The sequence below is a fragment of the Marivirga lumbricoides genome (assembly GCF_014636295.1).
GTDB classification, from domain to species: Bacteria; Bacteroidota; Bacteroidia; order Cytophagales; family Cyclobacteriaceae; genus Marivirga; species Marivirga lumbricoides.
This window is the reverse complement of the sequence record NZ_BMEC01000014.1, coordinates 195,788-220,879: the sequence shown is the minus strand read 5'-3', so window position 1 is coordinate 220,879 and position 25,092 is coordinate 195,788. Positions and strand designations below refer to the sequence as shown.

Below are 25,092 nucleotides of genomic sequence, written 5' to 3'. Positions count from 1 at the left end.
CCATTCCGAACAGAGAAGTTAAGCCCACCAGCGCTGATGGTACTGCCGTAACAGGTGGGAGAGTAAGTCGTTGCCAGCCTTTTATTAAATAAGCCTTAGTACTAACACTGCTAAGGCTTTTTTTATGCACCCGAGGGTTTACAATTGATCAGTTGAGGTTCTTATTGTGATTCTTTTGTTATTTGTTTTATCTACTATTATTCTGACTGATTTTCTTTTTCCTCCCTGTTTTTATCCGATTATAAAGTTATCTCTTTCTATTCAGTATATTTTTTGCAAATTGAATTCATAATTAAAATTGAATTCTATGAAATCAAACCTACTTAGTTTTTTAGCTTTTATTTTATTGCTAATTCCCATTGCCAAAGTTAGTGCGCAGGTTGAGCCTTCAAATCCTAAAGTTATTCAGGAGGGGATTAAGGCCAGACAAAAACTTGCGGAAAAATCTTTGCTTAAGTCTTTTCCTGCAAGAAATGTAGGGCCTGTAATCCAGGGTGCCAGAATTGTTGATATAGCTGTAAATCAGAATAATATCAAAGAGTTTTATATAGCTTATGCATCTGGAGGTCTATTTCACACTAAGAATAACGGAATAAGCTTTGACCCAATATTTGACAATGAAGGAGCATTGACAATTGGCGATATAGCGCTAGCTCCTAATAATGAGAATATCATATATGTTGGTACAGGAGAAAATAATAGCAGTAGAAGTAGCTATGCAGGCTCAGGTATATATAAATCTGTAGATAAAGGTAAAAGTTGGGAGCATATCGGTTTAGAGGGAAGTCAGCATATAGGTAGAATTGTAGTGCATCCGGAAAATCCAGATGTAGTTTGGGTAGCCTCTATGGGTGCTTTGTATTCTGAAAATGAGGAAAGAGGAGTTTTTAAAAGTAAAGACGGTGGGAAATCATGGGAAAAGGTATTGTACACAGATGATAGAACAGGTGCTATCGATTTAATCATTCATCCTGAAAATCCTGATATTCTTTTTGCAAGCATGTGGGAGAGAAAACGTTATGCATGGGATTTTGTAGGGAATGGAGAAGGATCAGGTATTTATAAAAGTGTTGATGGAGGGGAGAATTGGAAATTGAATATGTCAGGTATTCCTGATGATAAGTATACTGGTAGAATAGGGTTGGATATTTCGCTTTCTAATCCGGATATAATGTATGCATTACTTGATTATCAAAAGGAAACCAAAACTAAAAAGGAAAGAAGTGATAAAGATAAATTGATTCCTGCCGACTTTACCGATATGTCCGTCAAAGCATTTTTAGAATTGGCAAACGAAGATTTAGATAACTTTTTAAAGGATAATGGTTTTCCTAAAAAGTATAGCGCTGTTACAGTAAAGAAGGAAGTTAAAGAAGGAATTTACAAGCCTAAGGCATTGGCAGAATACAGTGGGGATGCAAATAATGATTTATTTGAAACTTCCGTAGCAGGCTCTATAGTTTACAAATCCACAGACCAAGGAAAAACATGGGTTAAAACTCATGATTATGATTTGGGAGCTGTTTATTATACATACGGCTATTACTTTGGAGAAATTCGTGTCTCCACTGAGAAACCTGATGATATTTACGTATTGGGAGTTCCTCTTGTAGTTTCCAGAGACGGTGGAAAAACTTTTTTAAGAACTGATACGATAGGAAATGTACATGCCGATCATCAAGCTATGTGGATTAATCCTGATGATTCTGATCATATTATTTTAGGAAATGATGGTGGGCTATACATCTCTTATGATGCGGGAGCAACCTGGGATCATAAAAATAGTATGGCGGTGGGGCAGTTCTACACAGTAAATGTAGACATGGCTCAACCTTACAATATATATGGTGGATTGCAGGATAATGGAACTATGGTAGGTAGCTCTAAGACCGTTCCTAACGAAAGAGGTCAGTGGGAAGATTTATTTGGAGGAGATGGAATGTATGTGAGTGCCGATCCCAGAGATAGAAATATTGTTTATGTTGGTTTTCAATTCGGTAATTACTACAGAATCAATCGTGCTACCGGTGAAAGAGAATACATTACTCCTGCCCACGATATAGGTGAAGACATATTGAGGTTTAATTGGAGAACTCCTGTTTTAATGAGCTCCCATAATGCTGATATTTTATACTTAGGTTCACAGAAACTACATCGATCATTGAACCAAGGTAAAAGTTGGGAAGCTATAAGCAGTGACTTAACTAAAGGAGGTAAAAAGGGAAATGTACCTTTCGGAACAATCACTGAGATTGCAGAGTCACCTCTTAAGTTTGGCTTACTATATGTTGGTACGGATGACGGAAATATATGGAGGCTAAAAAATGGAGAAAGCTGGACTCAATTAAATGGCAAATTACCTCAGGGATTATGGATGAGTAGTATTCATGCATCTAATCATGAAATTGGAACAGTATATGTTTCCATGACGGGTTACAGAAATGATAATTTTAAAAACTATATCTATAAGAGTACAGACTTTGGTAATAATTGGGTACCGATCAGTGGAGATTTACCTCAGGAATCTGTGAATGTCATTTATCAGGATCCCGAAGTAGCTAGTCTGCTATATCTGGGTACGGATCACGGAACCTATGTCTCTTTTAATGATGGTAAAAACTGGCAGCATTTAGGAGCCTTGCCCAATGTAGCCAATTATGATATGATAGTTCACCCAAGAGAGCTTGAGTTGGTAATAGGTACGCATGGTAGAAGTATTTATGTAGTTGATGCAAAGCCGCTTCAGGCAATTGCAGAGAATTACAATGATAACAATTTTCTGATTTTTGAAATTGGTGACATTAGGTTTAGTGAAAGCTGGGGTAAAAAAAGGACACCTTATTTAAAGACTTACTACCCTGAAATTGAGATTCCTTTCTTTGTAAACAATATTAAAAAAGAGAGTGAACTACGTATACAAATTAAAGATGAAGCTGGTGATATTATAAAAACTATGAAACCGATCTCCATCAATGGATATCAAAGCCTGAAATGGAATGGTTTAATTAAGGAGAATCAATTTATTAAAAAAGGTAAATATGAAGTGATTCTTTCTGATGGTAAAAATGAAACAAAGAAGGCATTCGAGGTTAAATAAACTTTTTAGTTGGTGACCTTTCAACATATCTTTTGATATTATGAGCTTGATACTGTTTTTTCATTTGTTAGAGATAGTTGTAAATGATTGATTAAAAATAATTTACAAAATATTTCATCCGAATGTAACAAATGCCGTATATTGCTATAAGTTATTAATTATTAATGTTTATTTTATTATGAATACCGGAACCGTAAAATTCTACAATGATGAAAAAGGCTTTGGCTTTATCATTGAAGATGAAACCCAGAATGAAATTTTTGTTCATGCAAGTGGCCTTGAAGAGGATATCGAAAAAAACGATAAAGTTTCTTTCGAAACCACAGAAGGCAAGAAAGGCTTAAATGCTGTGAATGTCAGAAGAGTATAATTTTAAATAATTTATAGATTCTGAAGTGAAAGCTGATTGTTTGCAATCAGCTTTTTTTTTGATTAAGGTTTCAGATTCTTTAGTTTATAAATCCTTGTAAAAGAATAAGGCTGGTCTAAAACATCAGTCTAATTATTTTAGACCAGATTGAATGTTACTAGTTTAGCATCCGCATTGCTAATTAGTATTAAAAAATTAATTTTGATTTAAAAATTGAGTAAAATATGAATGTAGATATTGATTTATTATCCAAAATATGTGAAACACCCGGTGCACCCGGATACGAAAAGAGAATCAGAGATTTAATTATTAAAGAGGTAGAACCATTAGTTGATGAGGTAAGTGTTGACAATTTAGGGAATGTTTATGCCCTTAAAAAAGCTAAAAATAATGCTGAAGCCAAGAAAGTAATGGTAGCTGCACACATGGATGAAATTGGTTTCATGGTTACACATATTGACGATAATGGCTTTTTGAGATTTACTACTTTGGGAGGCTTTGATCCTAAAACACTTACAGCACAAAGAGTTATTGTGCATGGAAAACAGGATGTTATAGGAGTAATGGGCTCAAAGCCTATTCATGTAATGACGCAGGATGAAAGAAACAAGGTGCCAAAACTAACAGATTATTTTATCGACTTAGGCATGTCTAAAGACCAGGTGGAGAAAGTTATTTCAGTAGGTGATACGGTTACCAGAGAAAGAGGACTTATAGAAATGGGCGATTGTGTGAATTGCAAATCAATAGACAATAGAGTATCAGTATATGTGCTAATTGAGGCTTTACGAAGCTTAAAGGAAGTTCCGTATGATGTATATGGTGTTTTTACTGTACAGGAAGAAGTAGGTATACGCGGTGCCAATGTGGCTTCTCATAAAGTTAATCCTGATTTTGGAATTGCTTTAGATACAACTATAGCTTTTGATCTTCCGGGTGCTCAGGCCCATGAAAAGGTTACATCATTGGGCAAAGGTGTTGCTATAAAAGTGCTTGACGCCATGACTATCTGCGATTACAGAATGGTGGATTTTATGAAGCAAACAGCTGATAATAATAAAATCAAGTGGCAGCCGGAAATTCTTACTGCTGGTGGTACTGATACTGCTGGTTTACAAAGAATGGGTAAAAATGGAGCAATTGCAGGTGCAATTTCAATACCTACCCGGCATTTACACCAGGTAATTGAGATGGCACATAAACAAGATATCGCTGATTCCGTTCTACTACTAAATGCTTGCCTGGAAAGCCTGGATAAGCATAACTGGAATCACTAAAAATTTAAGATGAGAAATATTCTGTTAATATCGCTATTGTTTTTGACTGCTTTTAACACCATTGCTCAAGAGCAAGGAGAAAAACCTATTCATATGACAGGTGTTATTCTGGATGCTGAAAATCTTGATCCTCTCCCTTTTGTTTCTGTTTTAATGGATAGTGGAAAAAGAGGTACAGTAGCTGATAATCAAGGATATTTCTCATTTTTAGCCTTCCCTGGTGATACTATTACTTTTAGAAGTGTAGGCTATCAAAGCAGAGATTTTATTATTCCTGATATATTAGATGGGAACTCTTATTCTATGATTGAGCTGATGGTGAGAGAGAACTTAATTTTAGATGAAGTCTTAGTAAGCCCGTTGCCTGAAATGGAAGCTTTTGCTGAAACAATTTTGAAACAAAAATTAACTAATCAGCAAAGATCGCAGATCAGCAATTTTAAAAATGAGCTTAATCAGATATTAGAGCAGGAATATCAGAGGGATAAGCCTTATTATGAACAATGGCGTTATGCTCAAATTTATGACATGACAGGCATAGTACCCCCTAATAATTTCCTTAATCCAATAACGTGGACAAATTTTATCAGAGATTGGAAAACCAATAGTAACAGGAGAGATTAATCCAACCCCATCATTACGAAAGCTCCCCAGTAAATAGGGTCTTTATATTCGTTTCTGATTTCTTTCTTAGCATCAATAAATGCTTGCCTTTTATTGCCTGTTTCAAGCCATTTGGTGTAAAATAATACCATTAACTTTTCTGTGGCCTCATCTGAGACTTTGAAAAGGCTCATAATTAAAGTTTTTGCTCCTGCTACCAGAAAAGATCTTTGCAAACCATATACACCTTCTCCTTCATGGATTTCACCCACACCTGTTTCGCAAGCTGATAGAACTACCAGATCAGTTTTATCAAGATTTAGATTCATGGCTTCATAGGCAGTAAGTATTCCAGGCTCTATATTGAAATTATACTTAGTTTTTACTAACAAATCACCCGCCCCTTTTAGCATTAAACCAGATTTTAGTAATGGATTTTTGCTTAAATCCTGCTTGTATTCCTCCATTTCCGGGGCTTCGCTTTCATCAAAGAAGCCGTGAGTAGCAATGTGAAAAACTTTAGGGCTGTTAATATCCTTTATCGTAACTTCCGAGGCGTTTAAATCGAGGTAATCGTTTGTGGTCCAACCATTGTCTTTTAATAGTTTTGTTAATGCCAGTATTTCTTTTTTAGTACCTGGAAGATCGTTTATTTGGGTAGTTCCTGATCTGAATTCATCTTTATAGTCGGATTTGGAGGCTAAATAAAATTTAGGATCACCAAAGAGCAGTGCTGTTTTTTCTTCCTGATATTGCTTTGTACTCACTTTATTGATGAACAGATCTTTAGTGTTGCTAACTAGTATAATATTAGATTGATCAATCAGGTATTTGTTATCTTCTATAGGAATAGTTTCAAGATTAATTTGATTATAAACACCATCAGGAGAAAAGTAAACTGTGGTATTTCTTCCAATTACTTTTTCAATTGGCTCCCAGTAATTTCGGTACGAATATTGGTCTTTTATTTTATACTTAATGCTATTTCTATAGTAGTTAAAATACTTGGATTCCAGATCTTTACCATTTTCCAATACAACAAAAGAAGGCGTGCTTTTTTTATCATTTCTGAGGATTAGTACCATGTAAACAACCGAATCAGTGAGAAAGTGATTGAAATGTCTGAACCGAACCATTTCTATAGCTGCCTCATTAGGTTGCAAAGTACTTTTTACCTGGTTCCATGTATAGGTCTGCTTCTCGAAACTCTGACTGAAGACCTGCGATTTTTTGCTTAGTTCTTTTTCAATGCTTTCTACATCTTTGGCCAGGTTAGAAAGGCTAATTCCTGCTTCCTGAAGCTGGCCTTCACTCATTGATATTGCTTTTACTAATTGTTCTTTCTTATCTATCCATTCGAAATATCTTTCTCTTAATACACTGTCAGTTGTATTAAGAATCCTTTGCCTCATTTTAATGGAGTTACTTAAAAGTAAGCCTTTTGTTTTGAGTGCATGATTGTACACCTGTTCAATCATTTCAGGATAGCTTTCATGAAGCGTTAAAGCCATTGTATTGTAAAAATCATAATCATCTTTAATGGTATTCCAATACTTTGTTTTTTCTCTTTCGCTCAAAGCAGGGAAGTATTCTTCTATAAAAGTGTCGTAATTTTTAATTACTTCCTCAATAGTAGCTTTGGCTTTGCGTTTATTACCATCCATGTAATAAACTTTGCTCAGTCGTGAGGTAGCTTTTACATATTCCGGATGCTTATTATTAAAAAACTTCTCATTCAATTTTTGACTGGTTTTATACTGTTTTTCAGCATCCCCATACTTCTTTTGTTTATAGAAGATATCGCCTCTTAGTATATGTATGTCCGCAGCTTTAATATTATTTCTTCTTCCTGCTTTATCTTTCCAAATATTTTCTGATTGCTCTAAAAAGCTGAAAGCATCCTCTAATTTATCTTGAGAAATAAAGAAAGTAGCCATATTCTTGAGTAAATCAGCGTATAAAGGGCTTTTAGTAGTGAAACGCTTGCCTATAATATCTTTTGCTTCAAATAGCATTTCTTCAATTTTGGCTGCAGAGGCAGAATTATTATAAAACTTTACCAAAGCCAAACTTGAAATAGCTGAAGCAACGTCTACATGCGATCTTCCAAATTGATTTTCAAGAATGGTGATGGCTTGCGTGTAAAACTCCTCTGCTTTATTATAATCCCCTAAAGCAGTATTCAGTTCAGCCAGAAGAAGGGTTGCAGCAGTATTTTTAGTGGAGTATTTACTAAAAGTAGCTTCCGAAATCGCTAAAGCTTTTAATGCATATTCTTCGGCTTTAGGGTAATCCCCATTAATGAGGGATAGCTTTCCAAAATCTACCAGGGGGCTAATTAACTTTTGACTTTTTTCCCCGTATTGCCTGCTGCTTTGTTTTAAAGTTTTTGTCAGAATTTCCTCTGCTTCTCTGTAATTTCCTATTTTTAGATAAACAGTAGCTAATTCCTGCTTGGCAGTTTCAGGATTATATTCGGAATTAGGGATGGCGCTTTTAAATAGCTTTTGAGAGAGCTCCAAAGCATTTTCCGCTTCATCAAAAAAGCCTTTTATTGAAAGTAATTTTGCATTAGCTTCCAATGCTTTTATATAATAAATAACATTTAAGTCATTGTCGAAATTTTCAAGGATTGATAAAGCTTCTTTCAAATTTTCATCGGCCTTTTCATACTCTCCAATTTTTATTTGTAAATCAGCAATGAGGGTGAGTTCTTTCCCAAAATCAATATCCTTGTTGTCATATTTAGTTCGGGTGAGTAACAGTGCTTCATCAAGTAGTTTAGAGGCTTTGGAATATTCATCATTATACTGATAAGAAGTAGCTAAATGATTCAATAAGTTAACATACTTTACATGTCCTTTAGTGATTTCCCGGTCAATTTTGCCAAAAAAAACTGTTTCATATATTTGTTCTGCCTGATCAAACTTATCTGTATAATCAACCCAATAATGTGCTAAGTCTAATCTGCTAAGGCCTGTCTCAATACTTGAATCACCGTATAGCTGCGCTTTTATATTAATTATCTCTTTTAAGTAGTTTTCTATATTCGCATACTGATTCTTAGCACCTGCAGCCCTCACCAAGATATCGTATAGCTGGATGTTTACAGGATGGTCTTTTGGTAAAAGTTTAGTATCACTCATTAACTTCATGAGTGAATTTTCTATTTTTTCCGGCTTACCTTTTCTTAAATCAGCTTCGAAAGAAATGGTAGCAAGCCTTGTGAAGTGAGTACTATTTTTAGAGAAGTTCTTTTTAATTGTTTTTTCCAGCGTTTTATAGTATGCCGAGGTTTTATTAGCATCTGTTTCTTTTATTGAATTAATAGCTAAGTTTTCCAGGTTTCTTAATGTATAAGGATGGGTTTCTCCCAAGGCAGAAATAGAATAGATATAAGCATCTTTAAAATAAGAGGCAGGAAGTTCGTTAGTGCCATTCTCCTCCAGCATTTGAGCAAAATAGAATAAATGATTGGTGAAAGCCGCGCTTTTTTTACCAAGTTTGTCTTTAATCCAGTTTTCACCATATACAAAGCCAGAATCAGATCTTAAAAATTCACCTTTGTGGCGAAGCACGTTACTACGCAAAGTGATCAATCGAGCAACATCTTCATTTCTCGATTGCTTTTCATCGCTGCTTAATTTTTTACCTTTATTGATGAGTGCTCTTTGGAGATAGAAACCTTCGAGGCTATTAAGTATTTGAAGTGCTTCATTGTAATTTCCCAGTGCTGTCAAAATTTCCGCCTTTAAAAGCATCAGGTTATTGATGTATGCATTATCAGCCTCTTCCGAATCAGTAAATATTTCAAGCGAAGCTGTGAGGTAATTATTTGCCTTTGCATAGTTGCCATAGTGCATCATGTTTTCAGCTGCATTTTGCAAATTAATTGCATGGCTTAGGGAAGTGGCACCGTTACTTTTCTCACTTATAGAAACAGATTCATTTATTAAAGCATAGAAGTTGTCGAATTTACCTAGAGCCCAATTATATTTAGCCTCTTTCAATTTAGCTACTGCAATAAACTGATTACCTTCCCCTAATTTTTCCCTGCTTTTTTCTTCCAGTTTGTGAGCAAACTTGATTGCTTTTTCAAACTTATTCTTGTCAAACTTTTTTTCAGCCTTTTCAATATATTTATTATATTTTTTAACATTCTGACTAAATATTTGAGTAGCATTTAAGCAAAATATACATAATGTAAAAGTGAAAACTCTCGAAAAGTAGCTCCTAACGTCCATTGTAATTATTTTAATACAAATTAATCTCAAATAAAGATAATGTTTATTTATGGAATTTTTATTTTGTTGGTCAATTTTTTCTACCGATTTAATTTTAAGTTGAACTTTTTTTGTCCAAAAAACTAAAGCACTTATTCCTGTTATTGTAGATTTATAAAGTTAATTTTGCCCCTTTAAATTTTGGGCATGCTTTCAACTGATTTTAAGGAACATTTTAAACGTAATTATTTACTCGCATATCCGGTTGTGCTTAGCCAGCTCGGGCATGTACTGGTAGGTACAGCGGATTCTATGATGGTAGGTAGAGTAGGTACTAATGAGCTGGCAGCAGCTTCAGTGGCTAATGCTGTATTCAGTGTAATGATGATGTTTGGAATAGGCGTCTCTTTTGGATTGACTCCACTTATAGCCCAATCTGACGGGGAAAATAATCAGCGAGCGGGCATGCGATTCCTGAAACACAGTTTTGTAATCAATTTAGTTTGTGGTTCATTATTATTTGTATTGTTGCTATTTGGGGGCTATATCCTGGATTTACTGGATCAGCCTACGGAAGTGGTTAAGCTGGCTAAGCCTTACCTTGCTATAATTGGATTTTCCATGGTTCCTTTCATGATTTTTCAAACAGCTAAGCAATTTGCCGAAGGCTTGTCAATGACAAAACAAGCAATGTATATTACAATTAGTGCAAATGTTGTTAATGTGGGTTTAAACTATGTTTTGATCTTTGGTAAATTAGGTTTTGAACCAATGGGGCTGGAAGGTGCTGGCTGGGCTACTCTCATTTCCAGGATAATAATGGCAGTTGTTATGGTTATGTTTGTTCAAAAATATAGGAGGTTCAAAATTTATTGGCAGTATTTTAAAGTCACTGTCTGGAATGCAACATCCTTCAAGAAACTTCTTAATTTGGGAATACCTACTGGTTTTCAATACATATTTGAAGTAGGTGCATTTGCTACGGCTGCAGTGATGATAGGCTGGATGGGAGCCATTCCGCTTGCTGCTCATCAGGTTGCCATAAATTTAGCATCTATTAGTTATATGATGGCAACAGGAATTTCTGCAGCAGCAACAGTTAGGGTTGGAAATCAACTGGGTCAGCGAGATATTCATACTATGAAAATTGCAGGCTACACTTGTTTTTTCATGGCTATACTATTCATGGCTTTTACAGGTGTTATATTTATGCTATTGAATGAATTTTTACCTTCCTTGTATACCTCTGACCAAGAGGTAATTGGAATTGCTGGTACATTATTAATTATTGCTGCTTTGTTTCAACTCTCAGATGGAATTCAGGTGGTTGGTTTAGGGGCTTTGCGAGGAATGGGAGATGTTAAATTACCCACACTTGTTACCTTTCTTGCTTATTGGGCAATAGGTTTGCCAGCAGGATATTTTCTGGCTTTTAATCTGGAGTTTGGTGAGGAAGGAGTATGGTATGGGCTTTTAATCGGATTAAGTATTACTGCAGTTATCTTATTTGTACGCTTTAAAAACCGTGCTGCCAAATTGTCAGTTGAGTTTTCACCCTAAGTGCTCATTTTCAATTATTACCATATTAAAAAAAAAAAATGAAGGAGTTCTATAAAACACAAATATATAAGGTTAAAGTAGAGCTTCATTTTTTAGTTTGCTTCCAATTACTATTTTTGAAGCTGTAATTATGAATAAACTATTCCAGCTTCTTTATACAATTTGGTGTGCCTTGGTTTTTGTAGGTATTTTTCTTTTTCTATTTCCTTTTTATCTTCTTCTTATTCCTTTAAAGAAATGGCATCATTTGAGTTATTACTTTAATAGAATTTGGGCAAAATCTGCTTTAATGTTAGTGGCAATTCCAACCGAAATTACTGGGAGGGAAAAAATTAAGCGAAGCGAACAATATGTTTATTGTTCAAACCATTTTTCATTGCTGGATATACTAAGCTTTGGTTTTGCACCAAACCCGGTTTTGTATGTAGGTAAAAAATCTCTTGCTAAAATTCCTTTGTTTGGACTTATGTTTAGAAAGCTTCATGTTACAGTAGATAGGGAGAATATTAGAAATCGGTATCAGGCACTCCAGACGGCAATTGAAAAAATGGGAAATAAGAGAAGTCTTGTGATGTATCCGGAAGGAGGTATTTATAGTAAGGATATGCCACGAATGGTTCATTTTAAAGATGGAGCATTTAGGGCAGCTATTGAAAAACAAATTCCATTAGTACCTGTGACTCTTCCAGATAATTGGATAATTTTACCAGATGTTAAAAGTCCGTTGATAAAGCGCAAAAAGATGAGGATGATTTTTCATGACCCTATATCAACAGAAGGACTCAATATGCAAGATGTACCAGCGTTAAAGGAAAGGGTTTTTTCCATTATCGATGAGGAAATCCATAAATACTATCCGAAAGAATGAGTATTAATAAGGAAACACTAGAAAAAATAGCACATCTCGCTCGCTTAGAGTTTGATGCCAAATCAGAAGAGAAGATGTTGAAGGACATGAATAATATCCTTCAGTTTGTAGAAAAGCTACAGGAAGTTAATACTGAAAATGTAGAGCCGCTCCAAAGTATGTCTTTCGAGATTAATCAGCTGAGAGAAGATAAGCAAGGTGAACACCTTAGCCATGAAAGAGGCCTTAAAAACGCTCCTAAAAAGGATTCTGATTATTTCAGAGTTCCTAAGGTAATAGAATGAATGGTTTCAAACTTCTTAATTAAAAGGAAAACCTTTAAATAGACTCTGAATGTCTCACATAAATTTTTGGAAACAGTGGCATAAGAATTACAGAAGTGCGTATTTTTTACTGCTCTGCGTATTTATTTTGTCTTTGTTGTGTAGTTTCTATTCTCAATTTAGCAGTGCTGATTTAGCTTATCCTTTAGAAGAGGTAAGGAAAACTCAAAGTATTGATCTTTCAATTCATAATATTTATGATTTTGTTTTTGAGCTCGATGTTCCAACCAGGAACTATATAATTTTTCAAGGATTTCTGTCGCTTAGCTCAGGCTTTAATGATAACATCTCCTACATTTTTCTGACAATAATATTTCTTAGTTTTTCTTTATTGTTAGCTGCTTCTACATACTTCAGCAGATTATGGTTTATTATTTTTCAATCTGTTTTTGTGGTATGGGTAATTACAATGAAACTGCAATATTTGAAATTATTTGGAGTTGATAGTCAGTTGTTTACCTTTCTCATAATAGGTTTGCTTCTTATAATAGGTTATGTGTTTCATGCTTTTAAAACTGGAGTTTCTTTACTTTTTAGGTGGTTTTCCTTTGGTTTCGTACTTTCCATTTTACTGGTACTGGTTTACTGGAAATCTCCTGTTGCAGACCCTGTCATTTTTCTGACGCACCATAGCATTATAGTTCCCGTGCTTCTATCTTTTATTTTTATATTTAATGTATCCTACGAAATAATCTTGCATATTTTGTATGTGTTGGCAGGTAAAAGAAATCAGGATGGAAGTTCAAATCTATGGCATTTTGTAATCTTAAGTTTGCTTTATTTAGTGTACGTGAGTCTCACTTTTGCCAGAAACAAACTTATAGTCCAATGGGACATCGTTTACCTTGATGAATTTGTTTTGCTGGCTATTTCCGCTGTATTAGGAATCTGGGGCTTTCGGAAGAGAAGTGAATTATTTGCTAAGCAGCTGCCTTTCCGTCCTTTAGGAGGGTACCTTTACCTTCTCTTAGGAGTTATCACTTTCAGCACAATAGCATGGATTTTCGCAAATGGCAATGATCCCTTGGTTGAAACTTTTGAAGATATTATTATTTTTTCACATCTGGGCTTTGGTTCATTCTTCTTGATTTATGTTATCTACAATTTTGTGGGTTTACTTAAAGAGGGTGTAGGCATCTATCCTGTGGTTTTTAAGCCCGTAAATATTCCTTACTATTTAGTGAGGCTTGTCGGATTTGCGATAGTAATAATCTTAATATTGCAGTCTTCCTACTTACCTTATTATCAGGCCGTATCAGGTTATTACAATAGCCTGGCTGATTATTATGCGCATAGTGGAAACCGAGATGCAGCTAAAACAACATATAAAATAGCAAGACAATATGCTTTTACCAATCATAAATCGAATTTTGCCATTGGTCAGATGGAGTATGAAGAAAAAAAATGGGCAGAAGCATCTTCTTACTTTAAGCAGGCAGGTTGGAAAAAGCCAACTGTACAGGCATATGTTAACAGAGCTCAGGCACAGCTAAATGCAGGCCTTTATTTTGAAGCACTTTTCACGATGAATGATGCGCAAAAAGACTTTCCTGATAATGTTTATGTGTTAAACACTACTGGCCTTATTTATGAGCAACTGAACCAAACAGACTCTTCTTATATTTATTTCGATGCAGCCTCCAGAGCAGCTGGCGGTCAATTAGATCAGGAAATCGCTGATGCAAATAAGCTGGCTCTTTTGGCAAAAAATAAGGTAAACGAAGAAGTGTCATCAGACATTGATTTAGGAGAGAAATCAGTGCCTTATCAGGCTAATTACATTGCTCTGGCCAATCAGAAAAGAGTATCACTAGATCATTTCAGACTTGATCCAACCACAATCTCACCTAACCTGGGTTACAATGATTTTTCAATGCTGTTTAATTATACACTGAATAAATCTTTAACCCACAAGCCTTTTGAGGAAGATACGATCTTGTGGTTAGCTAAAAGAAGTGAGAATGAAGATTTCTATAAATCTATTAATTATGCAGCAGCTGTAAGGCAAAATTATGCAGGAAATCAAAAAGAAGCTTTTTCAAAAATTTATGAGTTGGAAAATTCGGAGATATCTGATGCCGGATTTTACTATTTCACACATGGTTTGTGGCTTTATGAACAAGGCGCATATGAATTAGCAGAAGAAAAGTTTCAGGAAGCCGAACGTCTGAAGGTTTCAGGAGCCTCTACTTTACGAGTGATCAATTTAATAAGAGCAGGGAGATTGTATGAAGCGGCCAAATATTATCAAAATCAATTTGAGGGAAATGTGGTGGATGCAGCAATGCTGGAACAAGATCCTCTCTTTCAGTTTTTGCAAGGCAACACTGCTCAGCTTCCTGAAAGCTTTCTTTATTTGTGGTTGAGTACAAATAAATCATTACAAGAAGTTGAAAAAGATTCTCTTATTTCTGAACTGGAAAGGTCACCATTTTTAAAACTGTATCAGTTGAATAGGGTAGAGGAAAAGATAGATAATAAGGAGCTAAGTAAAGCCTGGGACATCCTAAATTCCATTCAAATTGCTGAAACGGAGAAAGGGCTTATTGAATTGAAAAATAACCTAACAGCGTTGTTAGTAGTAATGTCGGACAGAAAAGCTGAAACTGATCAGGTAAAGCACGGGGATTTAGCAGTGTATCCTAAAAATTATAAGCTGTTGTTTGAGGCATATTTAGCCAAATTGAACAATGATTCCTTAGCAGCGGATAAGTTGATGTGGCGCCTCGGAGACGAAAACGTATTTTTTGAAAATGGTGTTATTATTGCATCTGAGTATTTCAGAAGTAAAGGGGAGCAGGAAAAAGCGTATAATTTTTTAGTAGAAGCTGCCCGATTGAATGTAAATAATACTTTGATTTTGAAGGAATATACTTTGCAGGCGCTGAGAATGAATTTAGGCAGCTATGCTTCTGAATCATTGGAAGAGTTGCGCTTGTTATTGACTGATGAGGAATTCGAGAGATTTGAAAAAGTGTATGAAGAAATTAAAATAAATAATACTCCGGAAGCTTGGTGATTCCGTTTGTCACAAATTATTTGTCTGGAATGGAATAACTTATTATCTTTCAATTTATGCTGTTAATATTATACTCTCTTATAAGCCTATTTAAATGAAGCAATCTGTCATACATACCGAAAATATTTCTAAAGTATATAGAATGGGATCCGAAACAGTGGAGGCACTGAAATCGGTAAGTATTAATATTAATCGCGGAGAGTATGTGGCATTTATGGGGCCATCAGGATCCGGTAAGTCTACACTAATGAACATCATTGGCTGCCTGGATACGCCCACAAATGGTCTTTACCAATTAGGAGGACACAGTGTGAGTGATATGTCAGAAAATGAGCTTGCAGAAATAAGGAACAAAGAAATTGGGTTCGTGTTTCAAACATTTAACTTATTACCAAGACAATCCTCTTTGGAAAATGTGGCTTTACCGTTGATTTATGCGGGCTTTGGAAAATCGGAAAGACAAGAGAGAGCATTGCAGGTTTTGGAAAGCGTTGGTTTGGGCGAACGAGCTTACCATAAACCCAATGAGCTTTCAGGTGGTCAACGTCAAAGAGTAGCAATTGCAAGGGCTTTGGTAAATAATCCCAGCATTATTTTAGCGGATGAGCCTACAGGAAACCTTGATACCAAAACATCCTACGAAATTATGGAGTTGTTTCAGAGGTTGCACGATGATGGAAATACTATAGTGATGGTAACTCATGAAGATGATATCGCACAATATGCTCATAGAGTTATAAGAATGAGGGATGGATTAGTAGAAACTGATGAAGTAAATAATAATGTGACAAGGGTTGCTTCATCACCTGTTTAATTACCTATAACTTCTTAGTGATTTTATTTTATATATGTTAATTAAATCCTGTAATTTAGAGTTTCAAAAAATTTCACCAAATAGTAATCTGTAGTTTATCTTTTGAAAATAATTTTATCCATTTTTCTGGTTTTGCAAATAAAGTGCTTAAGTTTTAGTAATGGCAGAAATTAATTATCCAATAAAGCTCATCATTGCAGATGACCACGAAATATTAGCTAATGGCATAGCTTCAATGCTAGGTAAAAATCCTGAATTTAAAATTTGCGGTACCGCTACTAATGGGAGGGAAGTACTGGATATGTTAAAACAACAGCCTGTTGATCTGGTAATATTGGATATGAATATGCCCAAGCTTAATGGAATAGAAACCACGATAGAAATCAAAGATAAATTTCCTGAAACTAAGGTACTGATTTTGTCTATGTTTGACAGAGAGGGTTATATCCAAAACGCATTAGATGTAGGTGTAGATGGGTATGTGCTTAAAAATGTAAATGAAAAGGAGATAGATTCAGCTATTTATCGGATCATGAATGGGAAAACCTACTTTTCTCAGGATGTAATGGAGAAAATGGCCAATAAAATGAGGGTGTATGGTGAAACTGAGGGAGGAGTTAAACTTTCAGATGTGGAAAGAAAAATCCTTCAGTTCATAAGTGAAGGAGATACTTCGGATGAAATTGCTGTTAAATTAGAAACAAGTACACATAGTGTGATGTCTTACAGGAAGATGTTACTGCAAAAATTTGAAGCGAAAAATGTTTCGCATTTAATTAAAGTAGCTTTTGAAAGAGGCTATCTTGGTTAGTGAGTTTAGCGTACCAGAAGCATAAAACGACAGCTGGCTACATTTCTTTCTACTATTTTTCTTTATAATGGGGTTGCAAACACCGATAGTAAAGAGAGTTTAAAATAATACATAAAGCCATTAAAAAAAGAGTTATCTTTGTACTCTTCTCCACTTAGTAGACACGGCAGTTTTATGCGGTGCAGAATAAAAAATCCAAAGCTGAAAGTGAATTAATTGTGCTTTCCGGCAATATCAAATTACAATATTTTATAAATGTCATTTAAAGATTTAGAATTAATAGAGCCTATCCAACGTGCGTTAGATGCAGAAGGATATACAAGTCCTACGCCCATTCAACAACAAGCCATCCCCTTTATTTTACAAGGTAAAGATGTATTGGGCTGTGCTCAGACAGGAACAGGTAAAACCGCAGCGTTTTCTATTCCTATTTTACAATTACTTTATAAGCAGAAAGAAGTCAGAAAAGGAATTCAGGTGCTGATTTTAACACCTACCAGAGAGTTAGCCATTCAAATAGATGAAAGTATAGCTGCTTATGGAAAATTTACACGCTCCACACACACTGTTATATTTGGTGGAGTAACTCAATTAAGGCAAACAACTGCCCTTAAAAAAGGAGTGGAAATTTTAGTTGCCACACCAGGTAGATTGCTTGATTTAATGAATCAGGGATTTATTGACCTGAGAAACCTCAGTGTTTTTGTTTTGGATGAAGCTGATAGAATGTTGGATATGGGCTTCATCAACGATGTGAAGAAAATTATTGCTAAGTTACCGGCCAAACGGCAGACCCTGTTCTTTTCTGCAACTATGCCTACTGAAATCCAGAGTTTAGCAGACTCATTACTTCATAAGCCTGCTAAAATAGAGGTGACTCCTCCTTCCTCAACAGTTGATAAAATTAAGCAAAGCCTGTATTATGTGAGTAAAGCTGATAAACCTAAGCTTTTACTACATCTGATGGAAGAACAATCCATTTCTACAGCATTGGTTTTTACAAGAACTAAACATGGCGCAGACAAGGTTGTTAAATTTCTTTACAGATCCGGAATAAAAGCGGCAGCTATTCATGGGAATAAAAGTCAGAATGCCAGGCAAAATGCTTTAAATGATTTTAAAAATGGTACTATTAAGGTTTTAGTAGCTACTGATATTGCAGCCAGAGGCATAGATATTGATGAATTAACCCATGTTTTTAATTTTGATTTGCCGAATGTACCGGAAACGTATGTTCATAGAATTGGCAGGACTGGCAGGGCTGGAAATGATGGTATAGCGATGGCATTTTGTTCAATTGAAGAGAGAAAAGAGTTAAAAGACATAGAAAAAGTAATAGGTTTAAAAATACCTGTAGTGGAAGGTCATCCTTATCCTGTTGATGCAAATGAATTAGAAAAGAAAATATTACCAAAGCAAAAAATACCCTCCAACAAGAAGAAACCATGGCATAAGTCAAAAAGAAGATCTTAAATAGAGCCTATTAGGCAATTACACGAGAATCAATGATATGTATTTGAAAGTCAGTAACAAATGGTTTTCCATTGTTTAATCTAATTTTAGATTCCATGTAAGATATTTAAGTTAGCAAGTTTCTGATTACTCCAAAAGCCCGGACAAATAAGTTCGGGCTTTTGTTTTTATTACTCTTTGGGTTTTGCTTTAAAAGTAAATAACTCTTTTAAAATCTTAATGCTATTTTGTTCGTAAGAATTAATGTATCAAGAATAAAATTGTATGGGGATTTTTTCAGCATTGTTAGGGAATTCAGGAGTAGTGGAGCAAGAAAAATTGTTAAAAGACTATCATAAGCTTTTAATAGAGGCAGAAGAAATTCAGATAGGTTTTAAACTGTTTAGAGACACTTTCATTTTTACAGATAAACGATTGATTTTAATTGACAAGCAGGGCTTAACGGGTAAAAAGACAGAATATATGTCTGTTTCTTATAAAAGTATATCAAGGTTTAGTGTGGAAACAGCTGGTACTTTTGACTTGGATGCTGAACTGAAAATTTGGATTTCAAGCGAGCTGCAGCCAAGTATCATCAAGAAATTTAATAAATCAGTAAATGTTTATGATGTACAAAGAGTTCTTGCTGAATATGTGCTGAAGTAATCTACTCTTTCCATCCATAAGAGTGTAATCTGGAGCCGTTCAGATTGAGTGAAGTCCTTTTTATTGCAGAAATAAATTCTTAATTAATTATCAAATATATTACTAATAAAAAAAACTAACTCTATGAAAAGAAATGCAACAGCCGTATGGCAAGGAAGTGTAAAAGAAGGAAAAGGGAAGCTTTCAACCCAAAGTGGAACTTTGAAAGACACTCAATATTCTTTTAAAAGCAGGTTTGAAGAAGGTACAGGTACTAATCCTGAAGAATTAATAGCTGCAGCGCATTCTGGTTGCTTTACTATGCAGCTTAGCGCTTTTTTAACCGAAGAGGGATTTGAGCCGGAGGAGCTTAATACTAAATGTGATATAACATTGAAAGATGGCTCAATTACTCAGTCTCATTTGACTTTAAAGGCTTCAGTAAAAAATATAGAAGAAAGTAAATTTGAGGAGTTGGTAAAGAAAGCTGAGAAAAATTGTCCTATTTCTAAGCTTTTGAATACAGAAATATCTACTGAATTTACACTAAATTAAAAAAGTAAGGTTATACTACTTAATCAAATAAGCGTCCGGAGATATTCCGGATGCTTTATTTAAATTTCATTACTTCTCGCTCTCCTCCAGCTCTTCCCATCTCTGCTGGTAATTATTATAAAGCTTTTTAATAAAGGAATCCATTTCATGGGAAACTAGTTGAAGCTTATAAGCTTCTCCTTTCACCGTTTCAAGATTCATTTTATCCAGTTCTATAAGCTGAGTAAGTCCTTGCATAGTAGCTACAGGTCTTCGCATTACATGAGAAATGTCGAAAATGATTTGTTCCAATACATTCTCGTAGGATTTCTGAAGGCTAATATTTTTTATTTCCAGCATAAAACGTCAGGATGATATTAAAGAAAAATATGAGCGATTCCTTGGAAAGAAGTTTGGGTCTCCCTTTTTAGAATTTGTAAACAAGTTCAAAGTCTTCTCACTTTTGGTTAGCGTAAAAACAGAAGACTACAAAGCTAATCCTTTACAATTAAATCACTACACCACTAAATCTATTAAAGAAAAAAATAAGGAAATCCTGCTTTATATATGCTAAAGCAAGTAATACAATAGAATTATACCCGAATCGGAATAAATACCAATCATCAAAGAGAATTAATTATTCCATAACATACCATAGACTCTTTCCCTAAAAAGGCAGGCAATTCTAGATTTTAAGGAATTAGAAAACTTAGAATTTACTATCTGTTAAAGATTTCATAAACTCAAAAAGTTTACTAATAGTAAATTTATATTCAAATTTGGCTCATTATTTACTAATATTAATAAAACGCTCCATGAAAAAAACAGTTTATCTAACACAAATTTTACTGCTGCTTGTAACTACTTCCTTGTTTGCTCAGGATAGGGTAGTTAAGGGTACAGTAACAGATGCCAACGATGTACCCTTACCAGGGGCCACCATTAGGGTTAAAAATACTACTATTGGAACAGTCACAGATATTGAGGGAAATTTCGCAATTACTATTCCTGAAAATGAGCAGAATATAATTGAAATTACTTTTATAGGATTTAAATCCCAGGCAATAGATGTGACTGGTAAATTCAATGTGAACATAAAACTCCAGGAAGACACACAGTGGTTGGATGAAGTGGTTGTGACTGCTTTAGGTATTAAAAGGGAAACCAAAAAACTGGCTTATGCAGTACAGGAGGTTTCTGGGGAAGAACTCTCAGAGGCAAAGGAGACTAACGTGGTAAACTCACTTTCTGGTAAAATGGCCGGGGTACAGGTTACAGGGGGTAATAGTGGAGTAGGATCTAGTTCTCAGATCATTATTAGAGGTGAGAACTCTCTGAACCCCAGTCCTAATGCAAATTCTCCACTTTTTGTGGTAGATGGGATCATCATCAACAACAATATAAATAGTGTAGGTAACGAAGGAAATATGGCAGTAGACTTTGGTAACGGAGCTATGGATATCAATCCTGATGATGTAGAAACCATGACGGTTCTTAAAGGGCCTAACGCAACAGCACTCTACGGTTCAAGAGGTGCCAATGGTGTTGTTTTGATTACTACTAAATCAGGAAAAGGAACTAAAGGTATTGGAGTTTCTATAAATCACAGCAGTACTTTTGAAACTTTGCTTACCCTTCCAAAATATCAAAACGAATACGGGCAAGGCTCTAACGGACAATTTGCATTTAACGATGGAGGTCAAAACCGATCGGTGACTGGTGGGATAAACGATCACGTAGATGAAAGCTGGGGGCCTGCACTTAACGGACAGTTAATCCCCCAGCACGACAGCCCTACTACAAGTGGGTTTAGAGCTGGCGATGTAAACTTACGCCCACGTAATGCAGACGGTAGTTTTGCAGATGAAATTATAGCAACCCCATTTATAGCCCATCCTGATAATATAGAAGACTTTTTTAAAACGGGGTATACTATAAGCAATAACGTAGCTCTCACCGGTGCAAACAAGGATGGAAACTTCAGAGTTTCATTTACAGATCTTAACAGTGAGAGTATTGTACCCAACTCCAATTTTAAGAGAAGAACCTATGCTCTTAACGGTGCTTATAATCTTACAGATCGGCTTAAGGTTAGTGCTTCTATGAATTACATCAACTCGAATTCAGACAACCGTCCTGTTAACTCCTATGGTACTGAAAATATTATGTATCTCTGGGTGTGGTTTGGACGGCATATTGATATGAATTCGCTTAGAAACTACTGGCAGCCAGGTTTAGAAAATGTGCAACAGTTTAATTATAACTACAACTATCACGACAACCCTTATTTTAATGTATATGAAAATACAAACGCATTCAACCGCGATCGGGTAATTACTAATATGCGTTTAGATATGAACCTGGCACAAGGGCTTGATCTTATGATTCGTACCGGTTTAGATTATTCAAACGAACTGGATAAACGAAAACGAGCCTATTCTACACAACGTTTCCCAAATGGACAGTATCGTGAAGACTACACCTTTGCTCAAGAGCAAAACACTGATTTTCTTCTGGCCTATACTAAAAATCTTAACGAAGATCTCGATTTTGGTATTTCGGTCGGGGCAAACAATAGAGTTACTAAAAACCGTTACCAGCGAATCAGTGCAAACTCGCTCTCGATCCCTGGAATCTATAACTTTGGTAACGCAGCACAACCGCTTACTACGAGCGATTACGACAGTGAATTCAGAGTAAACAGTGCTTATGCCTTTGGAAATATAGCTTATAAAAACTATCTGTTTCTCGACCTTACTGCCAGAAACGACTGGTCTTCTACATTACCAGAAAACAACAACAGCTACTTCTACCCTTCTGCAGGTTTGAGTGCGATCTTATCTGATATGTTTGAGATGTCTCAAGTCATTAGCTTTGCTAAATTTAGAGCTGGGTATGCTGTTGTAGGAAACGATACAAATCCTTATAATCTGGTAGCAACTTATGGGTTTGGAGATACATTTAACGGTTTTTCAAGAGTGTATTCGCCTTCAGAATTGAAAAATTCAAATCTGAAACCTGAAAAAACCAACTCTATAGAACTTGGTGCAGATGTGCGCTTCTTCGGAAACCGACTGGGTATAGACCTTGCAGTTTATCAGTCGGTAACCAAAAACCAGATTATAGCCCTTCCAGTATCTAATACTTCCGGCTACAGCTCCAGGGTTATTAATGCAGGGGAGATTCAAAACAGAGGTTTAGAAATCACTCTTAATGCCACTCCGATACGCACTGAAAATTTTCAATGGAATTCTACGGTTAACTTTACCACCTCGCGGGGAACCGTAAAAGAGCTTACAGATGGGCTTGATTTTTATACCATTAAAAGCAATTACCTCACCGTAGGTGCTAAGGTAGGTGGACGCATTGGAGACTTATACGGTACCGGTTTTCAAAAGGTGGAAGATGCCAGCAGTCCGCATTATGGGGAGTGGATCATCGACCCGGATTCTGGTCTTCCTATCGTAGACAACACGCTTAGAAAATTAGGCAACTACACCCCTGATTTTATGGTAGGCTTTCAGAATAGTTTTCAATATAGAAATTTCAACTTCAGTTTCTTATTTGATTGGAGACAGGGCGGGGAGTTTCATTCACGTACCGTTGCCATTGGTGGCACAACCGGAATGCTGGATTTTACCGTACCGGGTCGTGAAACCGGTATAGTTGCTGCAGGAGTTATAGCAAATGCAGACGGCTCATATAAAGAAAACACAAAAAGTGTAGCGGCTTCCAATTACTACTCCCATGTGTACAAACGCAGTAACGAAGAGAGCTCTATGTTTAGCGCTACTTATGTAAAACTACGGGAGTTAAAACTTGGCTACAACTTACCTCCAAAATGGTTTAAAAATGTTTCTTTTAATGCTGCAACACTTTCCATTGTAGGAAGAAATCTGGCATTATGGACCGAAAATAATCACGTTGATCCTGAAACTATCTCTTTCTCCGGCGGGACTGTTATTCCAGGTGTAGAAGATATGGCACTCCCCAGCACACGTAGTTTTGGTGTAAATCTTAATCTAGAATTCTAAGAATAAAAACGATGAAAAAAATTAATATAATTCAGAGTCTTGTAATTATAGGTCTGCTTCTTACAAGTTGCACAGACAATTTTGAAGAGATTAATACAAACCCGAATGCTCCAGAAGCGGTTAGTGCAAATCTACTGACCTCTACAGTAACTTCAGAAATTACACGTAAACTTACCTATGAGGGATATAGTGATGGAAACACAATCACCCAGCTTATGGCAAAAAATAACTTTCCGGGTTTTGGTCAGTTTGACTGGGGCGATCAGGGAATGTGGAATTTCTTCTACGGAATCCTGCCCGAAATAAGTGATATTCTTGAGATTTCCCGTGCTGAAGAAACCAAAAACAGCACCTACGAAGGAATAGCACTTACAATGCGGGCGCTGTGTTTTGCAAATCTCACAGATTTATACGGAAATGTTCCGTATTCAGAAGCATTAGCAGGAAAAGCGGAAGGCATATTCACCCCGGTTTATGATGATCAGGAGTTGATTTACAATGGGGTACTTCAGGACTTGGCTGATGCAGATGCAGCCTTAGCAAAAGGTATGAATATAACGGGTGTTACCGGAGATGTAATCTATGACGGAAATCCTGAGCAATGGAGAAAACTTGCAAATTCCTTACGCCTGCGTTACCTGTTGCGCATTTCAAAACAACGCGATGTTTCTGCAGAAATGCAGGCAGTACTAAGTGCCGGTAACTTCATACAAACAAATGCAGATAATGCGGTACTCATCTACAGCGGAACATCTAACACCGATTCTTGGCCAGAAAGTACTGGACGTATAGGAGGTTTTGACGAAAAAAGTTTATGCACCACAGCCTTAGGATATTTTAGCACCTTTAACGATCCGCGTCTTGATGTTTGGTTTGATCGCAACAGTGATGGTAAATGGGAAGGGATTCCTATCGGTTTAAATCAGGATAGCGCACGTGCGTATGATGATGCAAATAGCCCAAGTCGCCTGGATGTAAACCTGTTTTACTATTCTGCTACTGATGCCCAAGCTTACATTATAAAAAACTCTGAAGTACAGTTTATTCTTGCTGAAGCTGCAGAACGTGGCATTATTGCCGGAGATGCAGCAACCTACTACAATGCAGGAATACGTGCCAGTTTATCCTATTGGGGCGTTGCTGACACAGACATAGATACGTACTTGGCGCAGCCTGAAGTTGCCTATGACGGCTCACTGGAGTTATTGTTAACTCAAAAGACCATCGCACTCTGGAATGTTGATTATCAGGGATGGTTCAATTACAGAAGAACAGGTCTACCGGCTTTAAAACCGGGCCCAAATACGCTTAACGGCTCGTTGTATCCTGTACGCTTTTTATATCCATCTTCAGAGCAAACCCTTAACACCAATAATTATAAGGCTGCTGTGGATGCCATGGGAGGCGACAACATCAATGTAAAAGGATGGTGGGAAACCGGCAATCGTTACTAATACTAAAC

General features: G+C 36.0%; 17 protein-coding genes and 1 rRNA gene. 16 read left to right on the top strand and 2 right to left on the bottom strand.

Annotation, left to right across the window (positions count from 1 at the left end; translation table 11 throughout):
• The 5 genes from rrf to IEV85_RS20425 all read left to right on the top strand — a co-directional run.
• Nucleotides 1-79 (top strand): 5S ribosomal RNA (rrf, locus tag IEV85_RS25245); the annotation flags it as partial.
• A gap of 228 nt (nt 80-307) precedes the next feature.
• Nucleotides 308-3,097 carry a WD40/YVTN/BNR-like repeat-containing protein gene (locus IEV85_RS20440; RefSeq protein WP_188467046.1) on the top strand — a complete coding sequence of 930 codons (2,790 nt, stop codon included), beginning with the start codon at nt 308-310 and terminating at the stop codon, nt 3,095-3,097.
• A gap of 178 nt (nt 3,098-3,275) precedes the next feature.
• Nucleotides 3,276-3,467, top strand: coding sequence for a cold-shock protein (locus tag IEV85_RS20435; protein ID WP_188467044.1), 192 nt, complete (start codon nt 3,276-3,278; stop codon nt 3,465-3,467).
• A gap of 224 nt (nt 3,468-3,691) precedes the next feature.
• A complete protein-coding gene (locus IEV85_RS20430; protein ID WP_188467042.1) occupies nt 3,692-4,744 on the top strand; it encodes a M42 family metallopeptidase in 1,053 nt (350 codons plus the stop codon).
• 9 nt (nt 4,745-4,753) lie between these two features.
• Nucleotides 4,754-5,368, top strand: a complete 615-nt coding sequence (locus IEV85_RS20425; RefSeq protein ID WP_188467040.1) for a carboxypeptidase-like regulatory domain-containing protein — start codon at nt 4,754-4,756, stop codon at nt 5,366-5,368.
• Here the strand turns inward: IEV85_RS20425 and IEV85_RS20420 are convergent.
• Entirely contained in the window at nt 5,365-9,591 is a 4,227-nt protein-coding gene (locus IEV85_RS20420) for a CHAT domain-containing protein (RefSeq protein ID WP_188467038.1), read from the bottom strand. The two genes, IEV85_RS20425 and IEV85_RS20420, sit on opposite strands and share 4 nt — an antisense overlap.
• Before the next feature lie 186 nt (nt 9,592-9,777).
• Here IEV85_RS20420 and IEV85_RS20415 point away from each other — a divergent pair, with 186 nt between their 5' ends.
• The 9 genes from IEV85_RS20415 (at nt 9,778) to IEV85_RS20375 (ending at nt 19,617) form a co-directional block, all read left to right on the top strand.
• A complete protein-coding gene (locus IEV85_RS20415) occupies nt 9,778-11,130 on the top strand; it encodes an MATE family efflux transporter (protein WP_188467036.1) in 1,353 nt (450 codons plus the stop codon).
• Nucleotides 11,131-11,260: 130 nt separating this feature from the next.
• Nucleotides 11,261-11,998, top strand: coding sequence for a 1-acyl-sn-glycerol-3-phosphate acyltransferase (locus IEV85_RS20410; RefSeq protein ID WP_188467034.1), 738 nt, complete (start codon nt 11,261-11,263; stop codon nt 11,996-11,998).
• Nucleotides 11,995-12,282 (top strand): Asp-tRNA(Asn)/Glu-tRNA(Gln) amidotransferase subunit GatC, encoded by a 288-nt coding sequence (gatC, locus tag IEV85_RS20405; protein WP_188467032.1) that lies wholly within the window; start codon nt 11,995-11,997, stop codon nt 12,280-12,282. Before IEV85_RS20410 ends, gatC begins: the two co-directional genes overlap by 4 nt.
• 49 nt (nt 12,283-12,331) lie before the next feature.
• Nucleotides 12,332-15,340, top strand: coding sequence for a hypothetical protein (locus IEV85_RS20400; RefSeq protein ID WP_188467029.1), 3,009 nt, complete (start codon nt 12,332-12,334; stop codon nt 15,338-15,340).
• Nucleotides 15,341-15,434: 94 nt separating this feature from the next.
• On the top strand, nt 15,435-16,154 hold the full coding sequence (locus IEV85_RS20395; protein WP_188467027.1) for an ABC transporter ATP-binding protein: 720 nt from the start codon (nt 15,435-15,437) through the stop codon (nt 16,152-16,154).
• A gap of 160 nt (nt 16,155-16,314) precedes the next feature.
• Entirely contained in the window at nt 16,315-16,965 is a 651-nt protein-coding gene (locus IEV85_RS20390) for a response regulator transcription factor (RefSeq protein WP_188467025.1), read from the top strand.
• A 255-nt stretch (nt 16,966-17,220) separates the two neighbouring features.
• Entirely contained in the window at nt 17,221-18,438 is a 1,218-nt protein-coding gene (locus tag IEV85_RS20385; protein ID WP_188467023.1) for a DEAD/DEAH box helicase, read from the top strand.
• Nucleotides 18,439-18,702: 264 nt separating this feature from the next.
• Nucleotides 18,703-19,083, top strand: a complete 381-nt coding sequence (locus IEV85_RS20380; RefSeq protein ID WP_188467021.1) for a PH domain-containing protein — start codon at nt 18,703-18,705, stop codon at nt 19,081-19,083.
• A 123-nt stretch (nt 19,084-19,206) separates the two neighbouring features.
• Nucleotides 19,207-19,617 carry an OsmC family protein gene (locus IEV85_RS20375; RefSeq protein WP_188467019.1) on the top strand — a complete coding sequence of 137 codons (411 nt, stop codon included), beginning with the start codon at nt 19,207-19,209 and terminating at the stop codon, nt 19,615-19,617.
• Between the two features lie 69 nt (nt 19,618-19,686).
• Here IEV85_RS20375 and IEV85_RS20370 read toward each other — a convergent pair whose 3' ends face one another.
• A complete protein-coding gene (locus tag IEV85_RS20370; protein ID WP_188467017.1) occupies nt 19,687-19,956 on the bottom strand; it encodes a hypothetical protein in 270 nt (89 codons plus the stop codon).
• 455 nt (nt 19,957-20,411) lie between these two features.
• Between IEV85_RS20370 and IEV85_RS20365 the strand changes: the two genes are divergently transcribed.
• On the top strand, nt 20,412-23,630 hold the full coding sequence (locus IEV85_RS20365) for a SusC/RagA family TonB-linked outer membrane protein (RefSeq protein WP_188467015.1): 3,219 nt from the start codon (nt 20,412-20,414) through the stop codon (nt 23,628-23,630).
• A gap of 11 nt (nt 23,631-23,641) precedes the next feature.
• Nucleotides 23,642-25,084 carry a SusD/RagB family nutrient-binding outer membrane lipoprotein gene (locus IEV85_RS20360; RefSeq protein WP_188467013.1) on the top strand — a complete coding sequence of 481 codons (1,443 nt, stop codon included), beginning with the start codon at nt 23,642-23,644 and terminating at the stop codon, nt 25,082-25,084.
• The last annotated feature ends 8 nt before the right edge of the window (nt 25,085-25,092 follow it).